Source organism: Paraburkholderia monticola (genome assembly GCF_001580545.1).
In the GTDB taxonomy this organism is placed as follows: domain Bacteria; phylum Pseudomonadota; class Gammaproteobacteria; order Burkholderiales; family Burkholderiaceae; genus Paraburkholderia; species Paraburkholderia monticola.
Genome location: NZ_LRBG01000039.1, coordinates 734,876 through 757,614, shown reverse-complemented (window position 1 = coordinate 757,614; position 22,739 = coordinate 734,876). Strand labels below are relative to the sequence as shown.

17 protein-coding genes are annotated in these 22,739 nt (G+C 62.3%); 7 read left to right on the top strand and 10 right to left on the bottom strand.

Translation table 11 applies throughout. The annotated features are described in order from the left end of the window. Positions 1–18: 18 nt before the first annotated feature. Complete coding sequence (locus CI15_RS34540) at positions 19–951, bottom strand: dihydrodipicolinate synthase family protein (protein WP_062138111.1); 933 nt, start codon at positions 949–951, stop codon at positions 19–21. Between the two features lie 160 nt (positions 952–1,111). Between CI15_RS34540 and CI15_RS34535 the strand changes: the two genes are divergently transcribed. Continuing rightward, positions 1,112–2,101 (top strand): LysR family transcriptional regulator, encoded by a 990-nt coding sequence (locus CI15_RS34535; RefSeq protein ID WP_062138108.1) that lies wholly within the window; start codon positions 1,112–1,114, stop codon positions 2,099–2,101. A 238-nt stretch (positions 2,102–2,339) separates the two neighbouring features. After that, a complete protein-coding gene (locus CI15_RS34530; RefSeq protein ID WP_062138105.1) occupies positions 2,340–5,450 on the top strand; it encodes a transglycosylase domain-containing protein in 3,111 nt (1,036 codons plus the stop codon). A gap of 33 nt (positions 5,451–5,483) precedes the next feature. Here the strand turns inward: CI15_RS34530 and CI15_RS34525 are convergent, their stop codons facing one another. From CI15_RS34525 to CI15_RS34495, 7 genes are all read right to left on the bottom strand, one after another. Next, on the bottom strand, positions 5,484–6,722 hold the full coding sequence (locus tag CI15_RS34525) for an ROK family transcriptional regulator (protein WP_062138103.1): 1,239 nt from the start codon (positions 6,720–6,722) through the stop codon (positions 5,484–5,486). Between the two features lie 42 nt (positions 6,723–6,764). Continuing rightward, on the bottom strand, positions 6,765–7,574 hold the full coding sequence (locus CI15_RS34520) for an ATP-binding cassette domain-containing protein (protein ID WP_062138100.1): 810 nt from the start codon (positions 7,572–7,574) through the stop codon (positions 6,765–6,767). Positions 7,575–7,594: 20 nt separating this feature from the next. After that, on the bottom strand, positions 7,595–8,584 hold the full coding sequence (locus tag CI15_RS34515; protein ID WP_062138097.1) for an ABC transporter permease: 990 nt from the start codon (positions 8,582–8,584) through the stop codon (positions 7,595–7,597). Positions 8,585–8,681: 97 nt separating this feature from the next. After that, positions 8,682–9,686, bottom strand: a complete 1,005-nt coding sequence (locus tag CI15_RS34510) for a sugar ABC transporter substrate-binding protein (RefSeq protein ID WP_062138095.1) — start codon at positions 9,684–9,686, stop codon at positions 8,682–8,684. Between the two features lie 586 nt (positions 9,687–10,272). Next, positions 10,273–10,725 (bottom strand): DUF3828 domain-containing protein, encoded by a 453-nt coding sequence (locus CI15_RS34505; RefSeq protein WP_062138092.1) that lies wholly within the window; start codon positions 10,723–10,725, stop codon positions 10,273–10,275. Between the two features lie 9 nt (positions 10,726–10,734). Then, positions 10,735–11,100, bottom strand: coding sequence for an NlpC/P60 family protein (locus CI15_RS34500; protein WP_062138089.1), 366 nt, complete (start codon positions 11,098–11,100; stop codon positions 10,735–10,737). A 172-nt stretch (positions 11,101–11,272) separates the two neighbouring features. Then, positions 11,273–12,316 (bottom strand): LacI family DNA-binding transcriptional regulator, encoded by a 1,044-nt coding sequence (locus CI15_RS34495; RefSeq protein WP_062138086.1) that lies wholly within the window; start codon positions 12,314–12,316, stop codon positions 11,273–11,275. 194 nt (positions 12,317–12,510) lie between these two features. On the opposite strand from CI15_RS34495, the gene CI15_RS34490 reads away from it, so the two are divergent. The 5 genes from CI15_RS34490 to CI15_RS34470 all read left to right on the top strand — a co-directional run bounded on the left by CI15_RS34490 (position 12,511) and on the right by CI15_RS34470 (position 18,911). Then, positions 12,511–13,677 (top strand): ABC transporter ATP-binding protein, encoded by a 1,167-nt coding sequence (locus CI15_RS34490; RefSeq protein ID WP_062138083.1) that lies wholly within the window; start codon positions 12,511–12,513, stop codon positions 13,675–13,677. A 20-nt stretch (positions 13,678–13,697) separates the two neighbouring features. Next, the gene (locus tag CI15_RS34485) at positions 13,698–15,677 is read left to right on the top strand and encodes a beta-galactosidase (protein ID WP_062138080.1); all 1,980 of its coding nucleotides are present in this window, start codon (positions 13,698–13,700) and stop codon (positions 15,675–15,677) included. Positions 15,678–15,762: 85 nt separating this feature from the next. Next, positions 15,763–17,016: an ABC transporter substrate-binding protein gene (locus CI15_RS34480; protein WP_062138077.1), complete on the top strand. Its 1,254-nt coding sequence runs from the start codon at positions 15,763–15,765 to the stop codon at positions 17,014–17,016. Positions 17,017–17,074: 58 nt separating this feature from the next. After that, positions 17,075–18,049, top strand: coding sequence for a carbohydrate ABC transporter permease (locus tag CI15_RS34475; protein WP_062138426.1), 975 nt, complete (start codon positions 17,075–17,077; stop codon positions 18,047–18,049). Positions 18,050–18,059: 10 nt separating this feature from the next. Next, positions 18,060–18,911: a carbohydrate ABC transporter permease gene (locus CI15_RS34470; protein WP_062138075.1), complete on the top strand. Its 852-nt coding sequence runs from the start codon at positions 18,060–18,062 to the stop codon at positions 18,909–18,911. 69 nt (positions 18,912–18,980) lie between these two features. On the opposite strand, the gene CI15_RS34465 is transcribed toward CI15_RS34470, so the two are convergent. Together CI15_RS34465 and CI15_RS34460 are read right to left on the bottom strand one after the other, a co-directional pair. Next, a complete protein-coding gene (locus tag CI15_RS34465) occupies positions 18,981–19,670 on the bottom strand; it encodes a hypothetical protein (protein WP_062138072.1) in 690 nt (229 codons plus the stop codon). A gap of 186 nt (positions 19,671–19,856) precedes the next feature. After that, entirely contained in the window at positions 19,857–22,034 is a 2,178-nt protein-coding gene (locus tag CI15_RS34460; RefSeq protein ID WP_062138069.1) for a hypothetical protein, read from the bottom strand. Positions 22,035–22,739 lie beyond the last annotated feature (705 nt).

The following is a 22,739-nucleotide window of genomic DNA, read 5'->3' as shown; positions in this document are numbered from 1 at the left end:
GCTGCGTTTCAGTGTGTGTTATCGACCCCAGCGCAACACGAGCGGATCGAGCCGGCGTGCGATCTTCAACAGCCCTTCGCGCGTCGCCGGATGCATCTGCGGCAGCGGATGACGCACCGCGTCCGAGCGGATCACGCCCCCTTCCTTCATCAGCGCCTTGCACGATGCGAGGCCGCCCTGGCGATTCTCGTAGTTGATCAGCGGCAGCCACTGCTGATAGTGCGCGGCGGCGGCCTCGGTATCACCGGCCGCGTAAGCATCGATGATGAGGCGGATGCCATCGGCATAACCGCCGCCCGTCATCGAGCCGGTCGCGCCCGCATCGAGATCGGCCATCAGCGTGATCGCTTCCTCGCCGTCCCATGGACCGACGATCGCCTCGCCGCCGAGCTCGATCAGTTCGCGCAGCTTGTTGGCGGCCTGCGGCGTTTCGATCTTGAAGTACGACACGTTGTCGATCTCGCGTGCCATGCGGGCGAGGAACGGCGCGGACAACGGCGTGCCGCTGACCGGCGCGTCCTGGATCATGATCGGAATCTGGATTGCATCGGACACCGTACGATAAAACTCGTGGATGCCACGCTCGCCGATGCGGATCGTCGCGCCGTGATACGGCGGCATGACCATCACCATCGCGGCGCCCGCGGCCTGCGCGGCGCGGCTGCGCTCCGCGCACTGGTACGAGCTGAAGTGCGTGGTCGTGACGATCACCGGCACGCGGCCCGCGACGTGTTCGAGCGCGAGATGCATCAGGGTGTTGCGCTCGTCGTCGGATAGCGCGAACTGCTCGGAGAAGTTCGCGAGAATGCACAGACCGTTCGAGCCCGCGTCGATCATGAAATCGAGGCAGCGCTTCTGGCCTTCGAGATCGAGGCGGCCGGCGTCGTCGAAAATCGTCGGCACGACGGGGAAGACGCCGCGCAGGGCGTTGGCGGGTGACGGGTGGCTCATGGCGATGGGGTCCGTGCTGGGATGGAAGGATTGCGCTTGAGCTCACGGATGAGCGGCGCAACTCGATGAATGTCTCCTGCCACGACTATACGGCGTGAGGCCCCGCAGGTATATTGAATTGTTTCCATATCGTGATCGCTTTTGCGACTCACCCGACCCGATGAAAGACACGCTCAACGTCCTGCTGTCGAAGCTGCGCATGAAGCAGTTGCATCTGCTGATCGCGCTCGACGATCACAAGTCGCTGCACAAGGCCGCCGGCGTGATGTCGATGACGCAATCGGCGGCGAGCAAGGCATTGCAGGAGCTCGAATCGATGCTCGATGCGCCGCTTTTCGAGCGCTCGAAAAGCGGCATGATCCCGAACCAGCTCGGCCATTGCGTGATCCGTTATGCGCGCGTCGTGACGACGGACCTGACCGCGCTTTGCCAGGACGTCGCCGAAATCCGTTCGGGGCGCGGCGGCCGGCTCGCGGTCGGCGCGATCATGGGCGCGATTCCCGACTGCGTGGTGCCCGCGCTGAATCAGTTGCATGCGGCGCAGCCGGGTCTGTCGATCGAAGTGGTCGAGGATACGAGCGCGCGGATGCTCGCGCAGCTCGACGATGGCCGGCTCGATCTGGTGGTGGGCCGCGCGGCGGTCGCGGCCGATCCGTCGAAGTATCAATACCGTCCGCTCGGCGACGAGCCGTTGGTCGTGGTGGTCGGTTACCGGCATGCGCCGTTGCCGCGCCGCGAGATGACCTTGCGCGATCTGTCCGGACATCGCTGGGTCATGTATCCGTCACACATGCCGCTGCACGCGCTGCTCGAACGCGAGATGGATCTTGCCGGCCTCGACATGCCCGACAATCCGATTTCGACAGCTTCCACGTTCGTGACGGTTGCACTGCTGCAAAGCAGCGACGAACTCGTTTCGCTGCTGCCGAGCGCGATCGCGGGGCCCTACGTACGGCACAAGATGTTGCGTATGGTGCCGGTCAGGCTCAAATCGCCATCGCAGACCTTCGGCATCGTGACGCGCAAGGGCGGTGTGCTGTCGCCGCCGGCTGAAAAGTTTATCGCGCTGTTGCGCGGGCAAACCCAGCAAGGGCAGACGCAGACGCGATCTTCGCCGCGACAGGTAAAAGCACCGGAAAAAAGCGCCTGATTTTCGGCAACGCCCGCCACAAACGGCAAAAACCGCCCGAAGCGGCGGTTTTGCAGGCATTGAAAAGACGTTCAATATCTCACGCGAGTTCGCGTTTTGTCATCCGCCGCCGGCGGGTGTTGTAGCCGCGACACTGTCGTATCGATCTGGACCGATGACGCTCTCCCGTTCCGAGCTACACTAATTTGATGAACTGAGCCAGGCTCCACACCCTGGCCATCGCTCGGGGAGAGCAGCCATGAATCGGCCACCGCTTCGGTTTCCGCTTCGCACGACCAGCACCGTACCGGTCCGGAGTTGGCGTTGGCTCAAATGGGGGCTGGCCGCGTTTTTGCTGATCGCCGTGGCGCTGCTCGCGCGCCTCGTGCAGATCGAGATCGAGACTTCGCGGCTGCAGGCGCGCTATCTTTCCGAGCTGACCCGCGACGTCGGTTTTTCCGTCGCCGACGGTCCCAGCCATTCCATCCGCTTCCCGCAAGCCGACAAGGGGCCGTACGACGCGCGGCTCGGCTACGCGCTGTTGCCTGCCATCCAGCAGCGTCTGTTGCAACAGGGCTTCGAAATCAGCTCGCAGGCGCGCGATTCGGAACGCATGCTGTCGCTCGCCGATAACGGCCTGTTCCTGCCTTACGACGAAAAGGACACGGCGGGGCTGCAACTGTTCGATGGCACCGGCACGCCGCTCTACAGCGCGCAGTTTCCAGGCCGCGTGTACGACAGCTTCGACGCGATTCCGCCGCTCATCGTGAATTCGCTGCTGTTCATCGAAGACCGCTATCTGCTCGATCCGAATCAGCCGAACCGCAATCCGGCGATCGACTGGGGGCGCTTCAGCCGCGCGCTCGTCGATCAGGGGGCGCGCGTTTTCAATCGTCATCAGCAGACGCCGGGCGGCAGCACGCTCGCGACGCAGATCGAGAAATTCCGTCACTCGGCGGGCGGCCGTACCGCGACGCCGCCGGAAAAACTTCGGCAAATCGCGTCCGCGTCGGTGCGCGCGTATCTGAATGGACCGCAGACGCTGCCCGCGCGCGAACAGATCGTGGTCCATTATCTGAACTCGGTGCCGCTCGCCGCGCAGCCGGGCGTGGGCGAAATCAACGGTATCGGCGATGGTCTCGCCGCCTGGTATGGGCGCGATTTCCGCGAAACGAACCGCCTGCTGAAGGCAGCGTCGACCGACGAGAATCTTGCCGAGCAGGGCGTCGCGTTTCGCGAAGTGTTGTCGCTGATGATCGCGCAGCGCGCGCCGTCGTTTTTCCTGCAGCGCGGCTTTCCCGAGCTCGAACGGCTGACCGACAGCTATACGCGGCTGCTCTCGAGCGGTGGCGTGATCTCGCCGCAGTTGCGCGACGCGGCGCTTGCCGCGCACGTCGAACTGCATCGTGCGCCGCGCAGCACACCGGACCTCGGTTCATTCGTGTCGCGCAAGGCCGTCACGTCGATGCGCTCGCATCTGCTGACCGCACTCGGCGTGCGCAGCTTCTATGAGCTGGACCGCCTCGACGTGCAGGCGACCGGCACGCTGAACAACGACGTGCAACAGGCGGTGGCCGAGCGGCTCGCCGCCGCCGCGACCAAGGACGGCGCGAAGGCCGCGGGACTCGTCGGTTTCGAAATGCTGCGCGGCTCGGACGATCCATCGCATATCGCCTACAGCTTCACGCTGTTCGAGCGCCACGGCGACGCGAACCTCGTGCGCGTGCAGACCGATAGCGTGAACCAGCCGTTCGACATCAATTCGGGCGCGCGCCTGAATCTCGGCTCGACCGCGAAGCTGCGCACCGTCGTTACCTATCTGCAGATCGTCACCGACCTGCATACCCGCTACGCAGACTTGAGCAACACCGAGCTGAAGGCGATCACGCCCGATCCGAACGACCAGCTGACGCGCTGGGCGATCGATTATCTGCTGCACACGCGCGATCATTCGCTGCAGCCGATGCTCGATGCCGCCATCGAGCGCAAATACTCGGCGAGCCCGGGAGAGACCTTCTTTACGGGCGGCGGCGCGCAGACCTTCACGAACTTCGAAGCCGACGACAACAGCCGCATCCTGACCGTGCATCGCGCGTTCCAGCATTCGGTGAACCTGGTGTTCGTGCGGCTGATGCGCGACATCGTGCACTATGAAATGGTGCAGACCACCGGGCCGTCGTCGCAATGGCTCGGCGATCCGGCGACCCGCAAGATGTACCTGACGCGTTTCGCCGATCAGGAAAGCCGCGTGTACATGAAGCGTTTCTACACGAAGTACCACGGCAAGACAGCCGATCAGCAGATCACGCTGTTGCTGCTCGGCGTGCGCAAGACCCCGCCGAAAGTGGCGACCGCGCTGCGCAGCGTCGCGCCGGACGAATCGAACGCGTGGTTCAACAAGATGATGTACGCGGCGCTGAAGAACACGCCGGCCAATACGATGCTTGACGACGAGGACCTCGCGAATCTGTACGACAAGTACGGCATCAGCCGCTTCAACCTGAACGATCGTGGCTACATCTCGAGCGTGCATCCGCTCGAACTGTGGACGCTGAACTATCTGCGCTCGCATCCCGACGCGACGCTCGAACAGATCGAAACAGCAAGTCAGGACGTGCGCCTGTCCACCTACTCGTGGCTCTTCAAGACGCGCTATCACGTGACTCAGGATCACCGCATCAAACGCATGGTCGAACTGCGCGCGTACGACGCGATCGGCAAATCGTGGCAGGCGCTCGGCTATCCGTTTGCGTCGCTTACGCCGTCGTATGCGGCGGCGATCGGCGCGTCGGGTGATCGTCCGGCAGCGCTCGCTCAACTGATCGGCGTGATCGCGAACGACGGCAACAAGGTGCCGACCGAAACCCTCACGCAGATCGACTTCGCGAAAGATACACCGTACGAAACGCATTTCAAGCGTGCGGTGGTCGCGCCGCAGCAGCAGGTGTCGCCGGAAATCGCCGCTGAGGTGAAGATGCTGTTGCGCGACGTCGTGACGGGTGGCACCGCACGGCGCCTCGCGCAAGGCATGACGTTCCCGAACGGCGAAACGCTGACCGTCTACGGCAAGACCGGCACCGGCGATCAGCGCTTGAACGTGTACGCGAAAGGCGCGCGGCTCATCGAGTCACGCAAGGTGAATCGCAGCGCGACCTTTGTGTTCGCGCTCGGCGACCGCTTCTACGGCACGCTGACCGCGTTCGTGCATGAACCGTACGCCGCGCGTTACGACTTCACGAGCGCGCTGGCGGTGCAATTGCTGAAGTCGATGGCGCCGGCGTTGCAGCCGCTGCTCGACAAGCCGGTCGAGAAAACCGTGGAAGCGCCGGAGCAATCGACGTCCGCGGCGACGAAGGTCGCCGCGAAGTGAATCGATTGATTTGAAGGCTCGCCAACAGCACGCTCACCGTTCGTCATAACCCGCCTCCGCCGGCTTCAGGAACAGCTCGTGAACCGGCGCGAAGTGCGCATACAGCGGCAGAATCGCCCCGCCCATCGCGCGGGCGTCGGCGCCGATCGCGCCTTCGAGCAGTTGCGGTCGCACCATGCCTTCCCATTCGAAACGATCGAGCACGCGCTCGGTGCGACGAATGATCTCGCGCAGCAACATCCGGTCCAACTCGCCATCGATCACCACGGCTTCGAGATCGAGCAACGCGGCCGCATTCGTCAGTGCGTTCGCGATCGCTGGGCACGCGCTGTCGAGCCATTGCTCGGTATGCCGCCACAACTCGGGCGACAGCGCGCGATGATCGTGCGCCGCGGCGGCCGGCGCGCCGGCGTCGCTGAACAGCTTTTCCAGCACGAAGCCCGATGCCGCGTGCAACAACTGCCGCGCGGGTTTGCGCGCGCTGCCTTCGCGCAGCGGGATCGAACCGACTGCGCCCGCGTTGTCGTGCGGACCCCCATGCAGACGGCCGTCGATCACGAGACCGCCGCCGATGAAGGTGCCGACGAACAGATACAGGAAGTTGTGGATGCCGCGGCCCTGGCCCATCACGAGCTCGGCCGCGCACGCGGCCGTGGTGTCCTTCGCGAACTCGACGGGCAGGCCGGTCATCGTCGCGATGCGCGCGCGCAGATCGATGTCGTTCCATGCGTCGAGCGCGTCGGGCGGCGCGCCGAGAAAATCGCGCCAGCCGCCGAGCCATAGCGGCGCCGCGACACCCACGCCGACCACTTTGCCTGCCTTCGCGCCGAGCGTCTGGTTCACGCGCGCGAGCTTGCTTTCGAGCGCGGGGAACAGCGTGTGCGGATCGGGATACGCGTAGTCGAACACGTCGCGGCACACGATACGCCCGGCGAAATCCATCGCGAGCACATCGAGACTGCGGCGGCCGACCTTGATGCCGATCGTATACGCGCCGTCCGCGCACAACGCGATCGGCACCGACGGTTGGCCGATCCGGCCGCGCACGCGCGCCTGCTTTTCGAGCAGGCCGTCGGCGATGAGCCGGTCGACGATCATCGACACGGTCTGCATCGACAGACGCGTGAGACGGCCGACCTCGGCCTTCGGCAGCGGGCCGTGCAGGCGGATCGTTTGCAGCACGATGCGCTCGTTGAATTGCCGCATGCCGACCTGATTCGAGCCGACCGTGCGCTTGATGGGCGAGCGAGGGCTGGTGCTGGAGGTGTCCATCGTTGTTTATCGGCCTCGTGACTCAGCTGATTGAGCGGCGTGTCATGCGATCGCTTTCACGTCGGCTTCCTTCGCGCCGGTCATGATCGCGACGGCTTCCGACATGTGCACGTCCTTCGTATTGACGAGCGCCGCGCGCCGGCCGAGCCGCTGAATATGGATGCGGTCAGCGATCTCGAACACGTGGGGCATATTGTGGCTGATCAGAATGACCGGCAGGCCGCGATCACGCACGCGCCGGATCAACTCGAGCACCATATTGCCTTCCTTCACGCCGAGCGCGGCGGTCGGTTCGTCCAGAATCACCACGTGGCGCGCGAATGCCGCGCTGCGTGCCACGGCGACGCCCTGACGCTGGCCGCCGGAGAGCGTCTCGACCGCCTGGCGCATCGAGCGGATGCCGATCTGCAGATCCTTCATATGCGCGGTCGCTTCTTCCAGCATGCGGCGCTTGTCGATCATCTTGAACAGCGAGCCACGCCAGCCGGGCTTCAGCAATTCGCGGGCAAGGAACAGATTTTCGGCGATGCTCATCGCTGGCGCGACCGCGAGTTCCTGGTACACGGTCTCGATGCCTTGGGCGCGCGCATCGAGCGGACTGCGGAACTTGACGGGCTTGCCGTCGAGCAGAATCTCGCCTTCGTCGGGCACGGTCGCGCCGGAGAGCGCCTTGATCAGCGACGATTTGCCCGCGCCGTTGTCGCCGATCACCGCGAGGATTTCGCCGGGCAGCACTTCGAAATCGCAACCGTCCAGTGCGGTCACGTTGCCATAACGTTTGATGAGTCCGCGCGCCTGCAGCACCGGCATGGCGGTAGAAGCGGAAGTGGAGGGGGAAATCGTCGTCGACATGACAGGGCTCCTGTGCGGGCTCAACGGCCGCGGTGCGAGAGTTTATCGGCGGCGACCGCGAGAATCACGAGCATGCCGGTGATCAATACCTGGTAGACCGAAGAAACGCCGATCAGCGTCAGACCGTTGCGGAATACGCCGACGATCAGCGCGCCAAGCAAGGTGCCGACGATCGACCCGCGTCCGCCAAACAGACTCGTGCCGCCGAGCACGACCGCGGTGATGCTGTCGAGGTTCTCGGTCTGCCCCGCTTGCGGATCGCCAACGCCGGTGCGGGCCACCGACAGCAGCGCGGCGATGCCATAGATCGCGCCAGCGAGCGTGTACACGGTCAGCAGAATCTTCTGCGACGAGAGGCCCATCAGCCGCGCGGCTTCGGCGTTGTTGCCGAGTGCGTACAGATGGCGGCCGGGAACCGTGTCGCGCAGCACGAACCACGTGCCCAGATACATCAGCAGCGTCAGCACGGTGCCGTAGGTGACTTCAGCAGGTCCGACGCTGAACGTGCTGCCGAAGAACATGATCGCGTCGGGCAGGTTCGACACGCTTTCCGCGTTCGAGTAGATCTGCGTGAGTGCAAATGCGATGTTCAACGTGCCGAGCGTGACGATGAATGCGGGTAGCTTGATACGCGTGATCAGCAGACCGTTCAGCAAGCCGAACAAGGTGCTCGCGCCGATGCCGCACAGAATCGCGAGACCCGGAGGCACGCCGAGCACCACCGCGAACTTGGTCATGATGATCGAGCCGAAGGCCATCACCATGCCGCAAGACAGATCGATGCCACCGGTCAGCACGATCAGTGTCTGGCCGATTGCAATGACCGCGACGACCATCGTCTGTTGCAGGATCAGCGACAGATTCTGGAACGATAGAAAGCGGTTGCTCTGCGAGATAAAGAATCCGCAGGCCAGCACCAGCGCGATCAGTGGTCCGATTTCGGAAAGCGACGGCAGGTGCTCGGTGAAAGACGTGCGCGGGCGGCCGGCGGGCGCGGAGGGAGTCGACATGATGGCAGTCCTCGGTACATGAGCGTGACGGGAAGGTCACGCGGCAAATCAGATGGCGGCCCGCTACGACGCGCAACGGGCCGCTGTTCGATGCGCGTTACTTGTTGCCCCAGCAGTTGTCGAGGCCGAACTTCGTGTCCTTGCTATCGATGCCGGACATCGGCTTGTCGGTGATCAGCGTGACGCCGGTGTCCTGATAGCCGGAGACCTTCTTGCCGGTCTTCGCGTATTCGACGCCGGCGTTGACGCCGAGTGCGGCCATCTTCAGCGGATACTGCTGCGAGGTCGCCGCGATCGCGCCGGCCTTCACGTTGCGCACGCCTTCGCAACCGCCGTCGATCGACACGATCATCACGGCCTTGTCCTTGCCCGCAGCCTTCAGCGCGCGATACGCGCCAGCGGCGGCCGGCTCGTTGATCGTGTAGACGACGTTGATATCGGGTGCTTTCTGCAGGCAGTTTTCCATCGCCGTCTGGCCCTTCGCCTGATCGCCGCGCGTGTCCTGGCTGCAGACGATCGACGCATCGCCTTCCTTCACGCCGAAGCCTTCGAGGAAGCCGTTGTGACGCAGCACGCCGACCGACACGCCCGGCGCGAGATCGAGCGTGGCGATCTTGGCGGGCTTGCCGTTCAACGCGGCCTTCGCGTATTTGCCGATCAGCACGCCGGCCTTGAAGTTGTCGGTGGCGAAGAGGGCGTCGGTCGCGTCCTGCGGATCGGTCGGCGTATCGAGCGCGACGACCATCACGCCGGCCGCGCGCGCCTTCTTGATGCTCGGCACGATCGCCTTGGTGTCGCTCGGCGTGATCAGGATCGCTTTCGCGCCGGCCGTCATCATGTTTTCGATCGCGGTGACCTGGCTCGCGTTGTCGCCGTCGAACTTGCCGGCGGCCGTGATCAGTTTCGCGCCGTCTTTCGACGCGGCCGCATCGGCGCCCTGGCGCATCTTGACGAAGAACGGGTTCGTATCGGTCTTCGTGATCAGGCCGATGACGGGCTGGTCGGCGGCCTGACTGGCGCTCGCGCACCACACCGCCGCGGCCGCGGCGCACATCGACACGATTGTCCTGGCGACAGGACGCCTGCGGGAAGTCAGATTCATGAGACGCTCCTCCGGTTATTGGCAACGACGTTGGGGACTGCAGATGGGTTGAAAGTGCAAAGCTGCGGGCTCGGCGTTTGGCGATGACGCTTCGATGCGATGTCGCCAGAAGAAAAGCGCCTAAATCACTTTGGTTGATTTAGTACAGCAGGCGCGGGGCTGCGCGTCAAGGAAATGTGAAGGCGGGTCAAGTGCCGACCGACACCGCACGTCCGGGCTGGAACGCTTATGCGGTGGGGCTTTGATGCCATGTTGCGATGCAAATCAGTCTGTCCAGGCTTCGGGAAAGTCCTGGATCGATTGAAAGTAATTTGAATGGTTGGTGGTGATTTGCAAGCAGCAATTTGCTGCTTGCACCGCACTTTTCGCTAAGCGCTGAATGCTGATTGATGAGAACTCGGTGCGCAGTGACCGGCGCGGCGGAACAGCGCTTGCTCACATCGATATTTCGAAAAGATAGATAGGGTTGCGATCAGGCGGTCGCGTACCTGCTAGCGGAAACAGTGATGCGCAGGCAAAAAAAGCCCGCCATGAATCAGCGGGGTGAAAGAGAGGGGACTGTCAATTCCGTGCCTGAGCAACCGCGTTAGCGGTAGTCACTTGTATCAACGACCTTGGTGATTTTCCAGACGCCGTTAATTTTGCGAAGGAACACGACGTTAGTCTTTCTGGTGGAAGCAAGCCCGAAGGTGACCGCAACCAGCGCCACGTCATCAAGCATCATTGCTGGCCGGACGAGCATATGATCTGTCCAGTCTTTTTCATCGAAGTCCTGAACGTTGGTGAAGTACTCCGCACCCTCTGCGAACCTGTTTGCCTTGTAGTCGCTTCGCAGGACATCAACGGTTGATGGTGCGACGTAACGGGAAATAGATTTGTCCATCAGCGGATAGACATCGTCGTCGGCCAGGTGTTTGATGAACCAGGTATAAAAGGCTCTGGTCACTGACTCTGGCGTGCTTAGCGGAGCCGCAGCCATCGCCGCCAGATTGAAGGCGAAGATAGAGAACATTGCCAACACAGCGAAGTATTTTTTCATTGGTCTCTCTCAGTCGTGACGATACATTTTGTAGCGCGGTGCTGCGGTGCGATAGTCTGGGCCGGGATAGAAGCCGCGCGGCTGCTTGAAGTCGGAAATCCATATGTCGCCGTCAAACATCGTCATGTGGCCATGCGGGTGACGCGGTATTGCCTCGATCACGATCACGTCACCACGTTCCGGAGTGCTGCCAGTCACATCACGAAACCCGGCGCGGACTAGTGATGAACCATAGTCTTGCGCAGACGCGGTCCGGTCCAGTCTGATACCGCCGCGTTCGATCGCTTCCCGGACATACTTCGCGCAGTCTCCATGACTGTTTGCTCTCGCGTGCCATTGAAGATAGTTAACGGCTGAGACTTTGTCCCACGGCATAGAATGACCCTCCATGATTGAAGGCATAAATGCTAATGGCGGATCATCTATCTCGTTTAGAGTCCTAACAAAGGTTGACACTTATCTAACAAAATCGATCGCGCGCGGAGCGTGGCACAACTCGCGCTCCAGCCGTTCGTTTCGGCACGTGCGCGCGCTCGTTACGGCCACATCAACGCGAACGCGGCGCCGCCGTCGACGCCCGCACCACCAGTTTCGGCGCGGAAGAAATCCGCATCGGCACTTGCGGCGGCGCGTCCTGCGCACTGCGTCCCGCCTGCCCGTACGACGTCTCGATCAACTCGCGCAGCAGTTCCACCGCAAGCCCCGCGACCTCAACTGTCGGCACGGCCACCGTCGTCAGCGCGGGGCGCGATTCGCGCGCGAGCTGGATGTCGGTGATGCCGATCACGGACAGATCGTTGGGCACGTGCAAGCCGAGGTCCGCGGCCGCGTGCATCGCGCCGAGCGCCGGCAGATCGTTGGTCACGAAGATCGCGGTCAATTGCGGATCGGCTTCGAGCAGCGCGCGCGTCGCGAGGTAGCCGCCGTGGATCGTGTCGAGCGCATGCCGCACGCGATTCTTCGTCACGCCGGCCGCGCGCAACGCGTCGACGAAACCTTCGTAGCGCGCCGCGTGAATGCCCGACGCCTTGCTGCCGACGATCGCCCCCATGCGCCGGTGCCCGAGTTCGAGCAGATGCTGGCCGGCCAGCTGGCCGGCCAGCCGGAAATCGACCGCGACACAGGGCAGCCCCGGCGGCTCGCTGGGCCGCTCCCACATGCACAGCACGACCGGCGTGCCGCGCGCTTCGGTCTTGTGCAGATCGGCGAAATCGAGGTTCGCGTTCGTCACGAGCACCCCTTCGGACAAGGTGCCGGCGATCTGGTCGAGGTACGCGCGGCCGGTCAGCGGATCTTCGTTGGTATTGCAGATGATCACGAATTGACCGCTCGTGCGCGCCGCGCGTTCGACCGCGAGCGCGAACTCCGGATAGAACGGATTCGCGATGCTCGACACCATCAGCGCGAGCGTCGGCGCGCGGCCCTCGGCCAACGCGCGCGCGGCGAGATGCGGACGGTAGCCGAGCGCCGCGACCGCGTCGAGCACGCGTTGCCGGGTGGTTTCGCCGACCCGGCCGCGATTGCGCAGCACGTTGGACACCGTGGCCGGCGTAACGCCAGCATGACGCGCGACTTCGCTGAGTGTGGGCATGATCTGGTCAATATTTGGGATGGCTGTCCGACATTTGCGTCGCGGCGCGAGGCGCGGCAACATCTGTCGTCAAACCAGCGTACAAAACGATATCGGAGACAGACCCAACGATCGCCTTGCGATCGATTTTTTGGTCTTGCTGATTAAGCGCTTAATCTCCGACTTCGCGCCGATTAAATCACGGAGTCGATGCAATGGCGAGCATTTCGTTACGAGGCGTGCAGAAGGCGTATGGCGACGGTGCGCCAGTGATTCGCAACGTCGATCTGGAGATTGGCGAAAACGAGTTCTGCGTGTTTCTCGGCCCGTCGGGCTGCGGCAAGTCCACGCTGCTGCGCATGATCGCCGGTCTCGAAGACGTGACCGACGGCGACCTGTCGATCGGCGGGCAGATCGTCAACGACGTCCCTGCCGCGCAACGCGGCGTCGCGATGGTGTTCCAGAGCTATGCGCTGTTTCCGCACATGAGCGTGTTCGAGAACATGGCGTTCGGCCTGAAACTCGCGAAGACCCCCAAGGACGAAATCGACCGCAAGGTGCGGGAAGCCGCGCGCATCCTTCAACTCGAGGCGCTGCTCGAACGCAAACCGAAGGCGCTGTCGGGCGGGCAGCGGCAGCGCGTCGCGATTGGCCGCGCGATCGTGCGCGAGCCTGGCGTGTTTCTGTTCGACGAACCGTTGTCCAATCTCGATGCGACGTTGCGCGGACAAACGCGCGTGGAAATCGCGCGCCTGCACAAGCAGTTTGCGAAGGCGAGCGTGGTTTACGTGACGCACGATCAGATCGAAGCGATGACGCTCGCCGACAAGATCGTGCTGCTGCATACGGGCAAGGACACCGAGCGCTACGGCAGCATCGCGCAGATAGGCGCGCCGCTCGAGCTGTATCACCGCCCGAAGAGCCGCTTCGTGGCCGGCTTTATCGGCTCGCCGCGAATGAATTTCCTGCCGGGCAAGGTGGCTTCACTCGATGCCCAAGGCGTGCTCGTCACGCTCGATCACACCGGCGAAAACGTGCACGTGCCGGTGAGCGGCGCGGGCTTGCAGCCGGCGCAAGCGGTCACGCTCGGCGTGCGTCCCGAGCATCTCGAGTTCGTCGATGCATCGGCAAACACGAGCGCGGTGAGCCCGGAAGACGGTGTGCTCGCGCGCACCGTATCGCTCGTCGAGCAGCTCGGCGAACACAGCTATGTTCACCTCGATCAACCCGGCGGCGCCGTGCTGATTGCCAAGGCGCCCGGCAATACGCGCCTCGCGCCCGGCGACCGCGCGAACCTGCGGGTGCCGCGCACGGCCTGCCATCTGTTTACCGAAGATGGCTTCGCGGCCGCGTCGCTCGAATCCGTCGAACACTACGCTTGAAAAACATTGGGGACATACGGATGCGCGTTGGAGTCTGTTATTACCCGGAGCACTGGCCCGAGTCGATGTGGGAAGACGACGCGCGCCGGATGAAAGCGCTCGGCATCGAGCAGGTGCGGATCGCGGAATTCGCGTGGAGCCGGATGGAGCCGACACCCGGCGAATACGATTGGGGCTGGCTCGATCGCGCCGTCGATGTGCTCGGCGCGGCCGGCCTGAAGGTCGTGATGTGCACGCCGACCGCGACGCCGCCGAAGTGGCTGATCGATCGTCATCCGGACATCCTGCCGGTCGGCGCCGATGGACGCCCGCGCGCGTTCGGCTCGCGGCGCCATTACGATTTCTCGTCGCCTGCGTATTTCGAGGCGTCGCGGCGCATCTGCACGGCGGTGGCCGAGCGTTATGGCAAGCATCCGGCCGTCGCGTACTGGCAGACCGATAACGAATTCGGCTGTCATCACACGGTGGTCAGCTATTCGGCGGCGGCCGTCGCGCGCTTTCGCGAGTGGCTGAAGGCACGTTATCGCACGATCGAGGCGTTGAACGATGCGTGGGGCACGGTGTTCTGGAGCATGGAGTACCGCGGCTTCGACGAGATCGACGCGCCCGTCGGCACCGTGACCGAGGCGCATCCGTCGCATCGGCTCGACTACCGGCGTTTCGCCTCCGACGAAGTGGCGCGCTACAACCGCATGCAGGTCGAGATCATTCGCGCGCATTCGCCGGGACGGCCTGTCGCGCATAACTTCATGCAGCTGTTCACCGAGTTCGATCACTACAAGGTCGCGGCCGATCTCGACGTCGCGACGTGGGACAGCTATCCGCTCGGCGCGCTAGAAGAGCAGTGGTTCGCGCCGGACATCAAGGCGCGCTGGTTGCGCAGCGGTCATCCGGATTTCGCGTCGTTCAATCACGATGTGTATCGCGGCATGTCGAAGCTGCCGTTCTGGGTCATGGAGCAGCAGCCCGGACCGGTGAACTGGGCGCAGTGGAATCCGGCGCCGCTGCCGGGCATGGTGCGGCTGTGGAGTTGGGAAGCGTTCGCGCACGGCGCGGGCTGTGTGTCGTACTTCCGCTGGCGTCAGGCGCCGTTCGCGCAGGAGCAGATGCATGCGGGCCTCAATACGCCCGATAACCGGCTCGACGTCGGCGGTAGTGAAGCGTCACAGGTGGCCGCGGACATTCGCACGGTGTTCGCCGCGAATGCCGATGCGAACGCGGCGATCCGCTCGAAAGTCGCGCTCGTCTACGACTACGAAGCGAAGTGGCTGTTCGAGATTCACCCGCAGGGTGCGGACTTTCACTATCCGCGTTTCGCTTTCGAGTACTACTCGGCGTTGCGCGCGCTCGGACTCGACGTCGATGTCGTGCCGGTGGATGCCTCGTTCGATGGCTATAGTCTGGTCGTCGTGCCGCCGCTGCCGGTGGTGCCCGACGATTTCGCCGCCTGGCTTGCACGCTCGGGCGCGCAGGTCGTGCTCGGTCCGCGCACGGGATCGAAGACGCGCGATCTGCGGATTCCGGCGAATCTGCCGCCTGGCGCGTTGACGTCGGTACTGCCGCTGCGCGTGTGGCGCGTCGAATCGATGCGGCCGAACGTGACCGAGGCGGTGGTGCTCGAACAGAACGATGCCGCGACCGGCGGCTTCGCGCGTCACTGGCGTGATTTCATCGAGAGCGATGCGTCAACGTCGCTCGACGTACGCGCGCGTTTCGCGGACGGTCATCCCGCGTACGTGCGAAGCGGCGCGTTCCACTACTTCGCGAGCCTGTTCGATGACGCATTGACGGTGCATCTGTTCGCGCAAATCGCACGGGCAGCGGGCCTCGAAACGCAGGCCCTCGGCGACAGCGTGCGCATCAGCCGACGCGGCGCACTGACCTACGTGTTCAACTATGGCGATCAAGTCCACCTGCTCGATCACGTCGCCGACGATGCATTCGTGATAGGGTCGCGCGAGGTGGCGCCGCAGGGTGTAGCGATCTACCGCTCGCAATAGAAGTCTGGCCGTAACAGCTCCATGCAGTCATTCGACACAGAAGCGACAACGACGTAAAAACCATGGCATAAAGGAGACAGTCAGGATGAAACTGAAACCACGCAAGATTCTGTTGGCGCTCGCATTGGCCGCGGTCGCCGCGGGGACGTCCGTCGTCAGCACCGCGCAGGCGGGCACGCTCGCGCTGAACATCGCGTACAAGGGCGCGAGCCAGCGCGCGGTGTGGCAGCAGGTGGTCGACGAGTTCAAGAAGGCGCATCCCGGCGTCGACGTGAAGGTGTCGTTCATCGATGAAGAGGCCTACAAGGTTCAGTTGCCGGGTTGGCTTTCCACTGTCGCGCCCGATATCGTCAACTGGCACGACGGCGAACGGATGGCGTATTACGCGCAGCGTGGCCTTTTCGAGGATCTGACCGGCGACTGGCAGAAGAACGGCTGGAACGACATGTATGCGTCGACGAAGGAAGCATCGTCGTACAAGGGCAAGCAGTATGCCGCGCCGACCGTGTACTACTCGTGGGGGATGTTCTATCGCAAGGATCTGTTCGAGAAGGCCGGCATCAAGGGCGAGCCGAAAACGTGGGACGAGTTTCTCGACGCCGCGAAAAAGCTGAAGGCGGCCGGCATAACGCCGATCGCGGTGGCGGGCCGCGATGCGTGGACGCTCGCTGGCTGGTTCGATTATCTCGATCTGCGCCTGAACGGCAATGCGTTCCATCAGAAGCTGATGGCGGGCGAGATTCCGTACACCGATCCGCGCGTGAAGAAGGTCTATACGACGTGGAAGCAACTGATCGACGACGGCTACTTCATCAATAACTCGCTGTCCTACGATCTCGACGCGGTGCAGCCGTTCCTGTTCCAGGGCAAGGCCGCCATGATGCTGATGGGCACGTTCATCGCGGCAGGTTTCCCGGATAACATCAAGCCGCAAATGGGCTACTTCCAGTTCCCGATCATCGACTCCAAGGTGCCGACCGCCGAGGATGGGCCGGTCGAATCGCTGCATATTCCGTCGAAGGCGAAGAACAAGACCGATGCGCACACGTTCCTGGCTTTCGTCGAGACGCCCGAGATCGGCGCGCAACTCGCGAAGGGACTCGGCTCGTTGTCGGCGAACAGCAAGTCGCCGGAGCCTGAAGATCCGATTTCGAAGATCGGCTTCCAGATCCTGTCGAACACGAAGGGCGGTATCGCGCAGTTCTACGATCGCGACATGACGAAGGAAATGGCCGACGAAGGGATGAAGGGGATGCAGCAGTTCGTCTCCGACCCGTCGAAACTCGACGACATCCTCGCGCAGCTCGAGCAGACGCGTCAGCGTATCTACAAGAAGTGAGCGGCGGCGGCCGCGAGGCCGCTGTCCGCAGGCATCAGACTGGATCGGGAGAGTGATCGTGTCGCATTCCGTCAGCCGTCATAGCGTCGACGGTCCTGTTGAACCCGGCGGCGCGGGCTTGCCTGCGGCGGGCGGCGCGCTAGGCGGCGCGCCCGTCGCATCGCGCCGGCGCCGGCCGACGCCGACCGCGCGGCGGCAGCGGCGTGCCGCGTTCCTGTTTCTCGCGCCGGCCTGCTTCATGGTGGCCGTCTACGTGGTGTGGCCGATCCTCTCGACGATCCGCCTGAGCTTTTTCAACTGGGACGGCATGACCGAGCCGACTTTCATCGGCCTCGCGAACTATATCGAGCTGGTCCATACGCCGACGTTCTATACGGCGCTGAAGAACAACCTGATCTGGCTCGTGCTGTTCCTGCTCGCGCCGCCGATGGGTCTCGCCGTCGCGCTGTATCTGAATCAGGCGGTGGCGGGCATCCGCATCGTCAAGTCGCTGTTTTTTGCGCCGTTCGTGTTGTCGGGCGTCGTGGTCGGGCTGATCTTTTCGTGGTTCTACGATCCGACCTTCGGCCTGCTCGCGATGATGCTCGGCCACGGCGTGCCGGTGCTCGGCGATCCGCGCTATGCGACGCTCGGCATCGTGTTCGCGGCGCTGTGGCCGCAAACCGCGTACTGCATGATTCTTTATCTGACCGGCTTGACCACGCTGAACGCCGAGCAGATCGAAGCCGCGCGGATGGAAGGCGCGCACGGCTGGTCGATGCTCTGGCATGTGATCCTGCCGCAGTTGCGGCCCACGACGTTCATGGCGATCGTCGTGACGATCATCGGCGCGCTGCGCAGCTTCGATCTGATTTCGGTGATGACGGGCGGCGGTCCGTTCGAAAGCTCGACGGTGCTCGCCTATTTCATGTACGACCAGGCGATCAAGTACTACCGCATCGGCTATTCGGCGGCGATCGCGGTGGTGCTGTTCGGCATCATGCTCGTGTACATCGTCTATCACCTGCGGCGGATGCTGCGCGCCGAGCAATAAGGAGCCGCTGATGTTTCCGATCCCAATCGACAAATGGAAGCCGGCCACGCGCCGCGCGTACAAACTGACCTTGCCGATTGCACTCTTGATCTGGCTGCTGCCGATGATCGCGGTGCTGGTCACCTCGGTGCGTTCAACCGAAGAGTTGAGCGAGGGCAACTACTGGGGATGGCCGAAGCACTTCGCGATGTTCGATAACTATCGCGAGGCCTTGACCACGTCGCCGATGCTGCATTACTTCTGGAATAGCGTGCTGATCACGGTGCCTTCGGTGGTGGGCTCGATTGCACTCGCCGCGATGGCGGGTTTTGCCTTGGCGATTTATCGCTTTCGCGGCAATTCGACGTTGTTCGCGACGTTCGTCGCGGGCAATTTCGTCCCGATCCAGGTGTTGATGATTCCGGTGCGCGACCTGTCGTTGCAACTCGGGCTGTTCAATACCGTGAGCGCGCTGATTCTGTTTCATGTGTCGTTCCAGACTGGCTTTTGCGCGCTGTTTCTGCGCAACTTCATCAAGCAGTTGCCGTTCGAACTGGTGGAGGCGGCGCGCATCGAAGGGGCGAACGAGTGGACCGTGTTCTTCAGGATCGTGCTGCCGTTGATTCGTCCCGCGCTCGCGGCGTTGGCGATCCTCGTGTTCACGTTCGTGTGGAACGACTATTTCTGGGCCTTGTGTTTGACGCAGGGCGATGATGCCGCGCCGATCACCGTCGGTGTGGCGGCGCTGAAAGGGCAGTGGACGACCGCGTGGAATCTCGTTTCAGCGGGATCGATTCTGGCGGCGCTGCCGTCGGTCTTGATGTTCTTTGCGATGCAGAAGCATTTTGTCGCGGGCCTCACGTTCGGCGCGACGAAGGGGTGACGCTGTTTGCGTGTGACGATGCCATGTAGAGAAGGGTTGCCCGCGTAAGCGGGCTTTTTTTGGTTTGACTTACTGCTGCTCGCTCGCTGACGCCTGGTTGACGCGCAGCATCGCGGCATCCAACGCCGCGCGCGCACTATCGAAAGGCCGCTTGCCTTCGCTCGAGCAGCTCGCGAGATCGGCGGCCGGTGCCATCCATGGATGAGCCAACGCGACCACGCTCGCACCGGCCGAATAGGCATCCGTCGCCGCCGAAGCGATCGCCGCGAAGCAGGCGTCCATCTCGCCGCTCCTGAACAGCGCCCACACCTGCGGCACATGAACGATTTCCACCGATGCGCCCCGTGCTTCCGCATACCGCGTAAAGAGCTTTCGATTGGATTCGATCGCCGCTTCGGCCGCGCACAGTACTGCAATCTTTCCACCGCCTCGCGCGGCTTCAGCGGCTTCAGCGGCCGTTGCGGCGAGCGCGGCATCCGCTCTGACGACAGGCACTGGCGCATTGCCCATCTCGTCGACCGCGGGCCCGAGCGTCGCGCAAGTCACGACGACGGCATCGGCGTTGCGCGCGAGTTCAAGTAGGCAGCCGCATGTTTGCGCTTTTATATCGCTGGTAATCGTGCCGGCCCGTTCGACCGCTTCACGCAGATCGGCTCGCACCGCATGGCGAAGATCGTCCGGGCGCAATCCTGATTCGATGGCTGCGTGTTCGAATACCCGTCTGTTATTTTCGATCGTGTGCAGAAAGGAAATGCGCATGTTTGCCAGCTCCGGTGAAGTTGCCTGAATCGGACGCGTTGTCGGTTTCGTTGCGTCGATGCCGCATTGTTCCGACGCTGCAGTACCTTAACAAGGCAACTCCTCCTACTGGTATGACTGCTACCTCTCTCAGCCTGAAGATGAGGCCTTCCTTCCCGCGAGCAGGAAGGAAGGCGCTTGCCGCTATCAGGCCGGATCAGCGTACTTCAGCGTCCAGCTCAGCGTACGTTTGGCACCGCCCGTCAACGCGAACGGGTTGGTCGTACAAGCGAAGTTGGAGTGCAACTGTCCAATCGGCGTGGTCGACAGCGGGTTCGTCGCGCCGCTCACCGTATCGAACTGCGACAGCGCGCAACTATCGAAGCCCATGGCGGCGTAATTCGTCGCGGGGCTATTCGTGTAGCTGACCGAGTAGCCGTCGCTATCGGCTGTCGTGTTCTGGAAGTCCGCGAACGAGGTGTAGTTCGTTTCCACCGCGAGATTGCCCGTCAAGCTTCCCGAAGTCAGCGTGTCGGTGCGCGTCATGGTGCCCTTGGCGAACGTCATCACCGTGTGCACCTGCAGATCGAGATCCGTCGTGTACAACGCGTTCTTCGCCGCTTGCCTGAACTTCGTGGTGTCGAACGTGACGACCACCTGACCATTGGTTTCCTGCACGTTCAGATTCTTGTAGTACGTGACCGGAAGATAGGTCTTTCCGCCGTAGGTGACCTGCGGAATCATCAGCGCATAGCTGAGGTCCGTCGTGCCGTACGCGAGATTGTCGGAAGACGGCGTCGGATAGTACGGCGTGAACGAGTTGTAGTCGGGCGCCTGGCTCAGGTTCAGGTTGATCACACGCTTGCCGTCGCGCACGGTGATCAGCGCCGCGCTATACGGATGCGCGGTATCGTTCGGCTGGTTGTACCAGGTCAGCGTGTAGTGCGGAATCGCGTCGAGATAGGCTTGCATGTCGGTATCGGACAGCGGTGCCTTGCCGTTGAAGCCGAGCTTGTCCCACCACGCGTTCACATACATGTACTGATGCAGCAGGCTGAAGTTTTCGCCCATGACGCGCGGCTTGCCGCGATACGAGTCGGTGCCGCGGCCCTTCACCCACATGTTGACCGACGGCGTCGGCAGCGTGGGGTCGTACCAGAAGTTGCTAAAGCGCAGAGCCGACTTGTAGATGTACGTATAGGCGACCTTCATTTCCTGATCGGTCAGGATGCCGGCATTGGCCGCGGCGGTCAGCACTTCCATGAAGGCCGAGTCGCCGTACGGGCCGATCGAGCGGCCGTAGTTGAAGCCCTGGCCGTTGGTATTGAGCTGCGGAAGAATCAGGTTCACCGAGTTGCGCAGATACTGTTTCAGTTCCGGCGTCAGGTTCGCCTGATTGCCCATTTCCATCGTGCGCTCGGTCACTTCGCCCATCAGCAGCGTGCTGTAACGGTCGTAGCGCGACTGGTCGTAATAGGTCGTGTGGGTATTCGACGCTTCGTCCGAGAAGCCGCCCGACGAGTCATTGCGGATGTGCTTCGTCAGCGTGTACAGCAGCGCGTCGCGCGCGTTCATGGTCGCGACGCTCGCGTCGGTGGTCGACGAGAACGTCGGATTGCTCCAGCCGAGCTTCTGGCGCAGACCGGCGATGCCGTACGAGACCGCGTAGTAGTTTTGCGCGGTATTGAGCGATGCAACGTCGATCGGCGTGCCGGCGGCCGGGCAGGTGTCGGTCTTGCCGCTCGCATCGGGGCCGAACATGTCGCAGAACGTCAGGCGCGCCTGCAGCGTCTTCAGCATCGAGTCGCTGAACACCTCGTTGAGCATGCCGTGCGACTGGAAGTTGTTGAGCGCGACGAGATAGTAGTACTCGCCCCAGGACGTATTCGCATACGTGTAATTGGAGCCGGTCATCTGCATCATCGCGGTCGTGATTTTCTGGTAGGTCGCCAGATAATCCGCGTAGGCAGGATCGCCTTTCGTTTTCATGTCGATCAGGATCCACGACAGGCCGAGCGCGAGCTTGCCGGGCAGGAATTTGTCGCCGGTGTTTGTATCGAGCACGTGGACCGGACTGCCGTCACCGAGATCCATCACGACCTGAGTGAAATCGGACGATTTTCTGATCAGATCGAACAGCGCTCGCATTTGTCCCATCATCGTGATCGGAATGCCCGCGCCGGTCGGCACGCTGGTGTCGGCCGCGCCGTAGACGATTCCGTGCAGCGAAATGGCACCGTTTTTCGACGGGTCGGGCGCGGGAGTATTCGTGGACGGGCCCGATGCAGAGGGCGAATCGTTCACGCCGCCGCCACAGGCGGTGAATAACAGTGCGGTGGCCGCACTGAGGGCAAAGGCAAGCGTAGTTTTTTTCGGTGAAAGCATTTCGTCTCCAGATTTTAATTGAATCGCAGTCTGATTAATTTTTCAGATATTTGGTGATTATCTGCGTCTCCTTTTGAATCGAATAATTAATAAATGCATATGCTGGGTCGCCGAAATCCAGCGGTTCAATCTAAACATCAGTCGTCAGATGACTAAAAATCACGAACCAAACAAAGCCCAGCACTGAGGTATGAGTCATCCCATTGCTTGTGGCTGATTTCGGTCCTATGCCTTATGAATGCTGGATGTCTCCTTAGTTGGATGCCGCTGCGACGCAGCACGACAATTACAACCGCCGGTGATTTTCGTTACATCAATATTCTGTAAGACGTAGGAGATCATATCTCAAAGGAGATTGCAAGCAGGGCAAAACGCCAACAACCGGCGATCGCGTCAGCTTGCAGCGCGGGATTGGCGGGATATGTCAATTCCTGATCCACTTTCTAATCTCGTTTCGAAGGTCCGATTTTAAGGCGTGGTCCGCCCGGATTATCGATCCGATTAACTTTGTGGAAGTTAGTTAGGCTCACGAAGCATTTCCTCGTCGCCGGGGCGACGCATCGCTTTCGTCTCTATGGCGGCTTGTTTCGAAAACCATTACACGGGGGCCGTTTTTGCCGTTTTTGGGTGGCGACAGTTAAACGTTTTTTCTTCGTCGAAGGGATGGTGGAAGTTACGGAGAATTGGCTAGGAATCCTAGTGATC

Coding starts and splice junctions, on each gene's coding strand:
- CI15_RS34540 (WP_062138111.1), bottom strand. CDS start 951: ATGAGCCACCCGTCACCCGCCAACGCCCTGCGCGGCGTCTTCCCCGTC.
- CI15_RS34535 (WP_062138108.1), top strand. CDS start 1,112: ATGAAAGACACGCTCAACGTCCTGCTGTCGAAGCTGCGCATGAAGCAG.
- CI15_RS34530 (WP_062138105.1), top strand. CDS start 2,340: ATGAATCGGCCACCGCTTCGGTTTCCGCTTCGCACGACCAGCACCGTA.
- CI15_RS34525 (WP_062138103.1), bottom strand. CDS start 6,722: ATGGACACCTCCAGCACCAGCCCTCGCTCGCCCATCAAGCGCACGGTC.
- CI15_RS34520 (WP_062138100.1), bottom strand. CDS start 7,574: ATGTCGACGACGATTTCCCCCTCCACTTCCGCTTCTACCGCCATGCCG.
- CI15_RS34515 (WP_062138097.1), bottom strand. CDS start 8,584: ATGTCGACTCCCTCCGCGCCCGCCGGCCGCCCGCGCACGTCTTTCACC.
- CI15_RS34510 (WP_062138095.1), bottom strand. CDS start 9,686: ATGAATCTGACTTCCCGCAGGCGTCCTGTCGCCAGGACAATCGTGTCG.
- CI15_RS34505 (WP_062138092.1), bottom strand. CDS start 10,725: ATGAAAAAATACTTCGCTGTGTTGGCAATGTTCTCTATCTTCGCCTTC.
- CI15_RS34500 (WP_062138089.1), bottom strand. CDS start 11,100: ATGCCGTGGGACAAAGTCTCAGCCGTTAACTATCTTCAATGGCACGCG.
- CI15_RS34495 (WP_062138086.1), bottom strand. CDS start 12,316: ATGCCCACACTCAGCGAAGTCGCGCGTCATGCTGGCGTTACGCCGGCC.
- CI15_RS34490 (WP_062138083.1), top strand. CDS start 12,511: ATGGCGAGCATTTCGTTACGAGGCGTGCAGAAGGCGTATGGCGACGGT.
- CI15_RS34485 (WP_062138080.1), top strand. CDS start 13,698: ATGCGCGTTGGAGTCTGTTATTACCCGGAGCACTGGCCCGAGTCGATG.
- CI15_RS34480 (WP_062138077.1), top strand. CDS start 15,763: ATGAAACTGAAACCACGCAAGATTCTGTTGGCGCTCGCATTGGCCGCG.
- CI15_RS34470 (WP_062138075.1), top strand. CDS start 18,060: ATGTTTCCGATCCCAATCGACAAATGGAAGCCGGCCACGCGCCGCGCG.
- CI15_RS34465 (WP_062138072.1), bottom strand. CDS start 19,670: ATGCGCATTTCCTTTCTGCACACGATCGAAAATAACAGACGGGTATTC.
- CI15_RS34460 (WP_062138069.1), bottom strand. CDS start 22,034: ATGCTTTCACCGAAAAAAACTACGCTTGCCTTTGCCCTCAGTGCGGCC.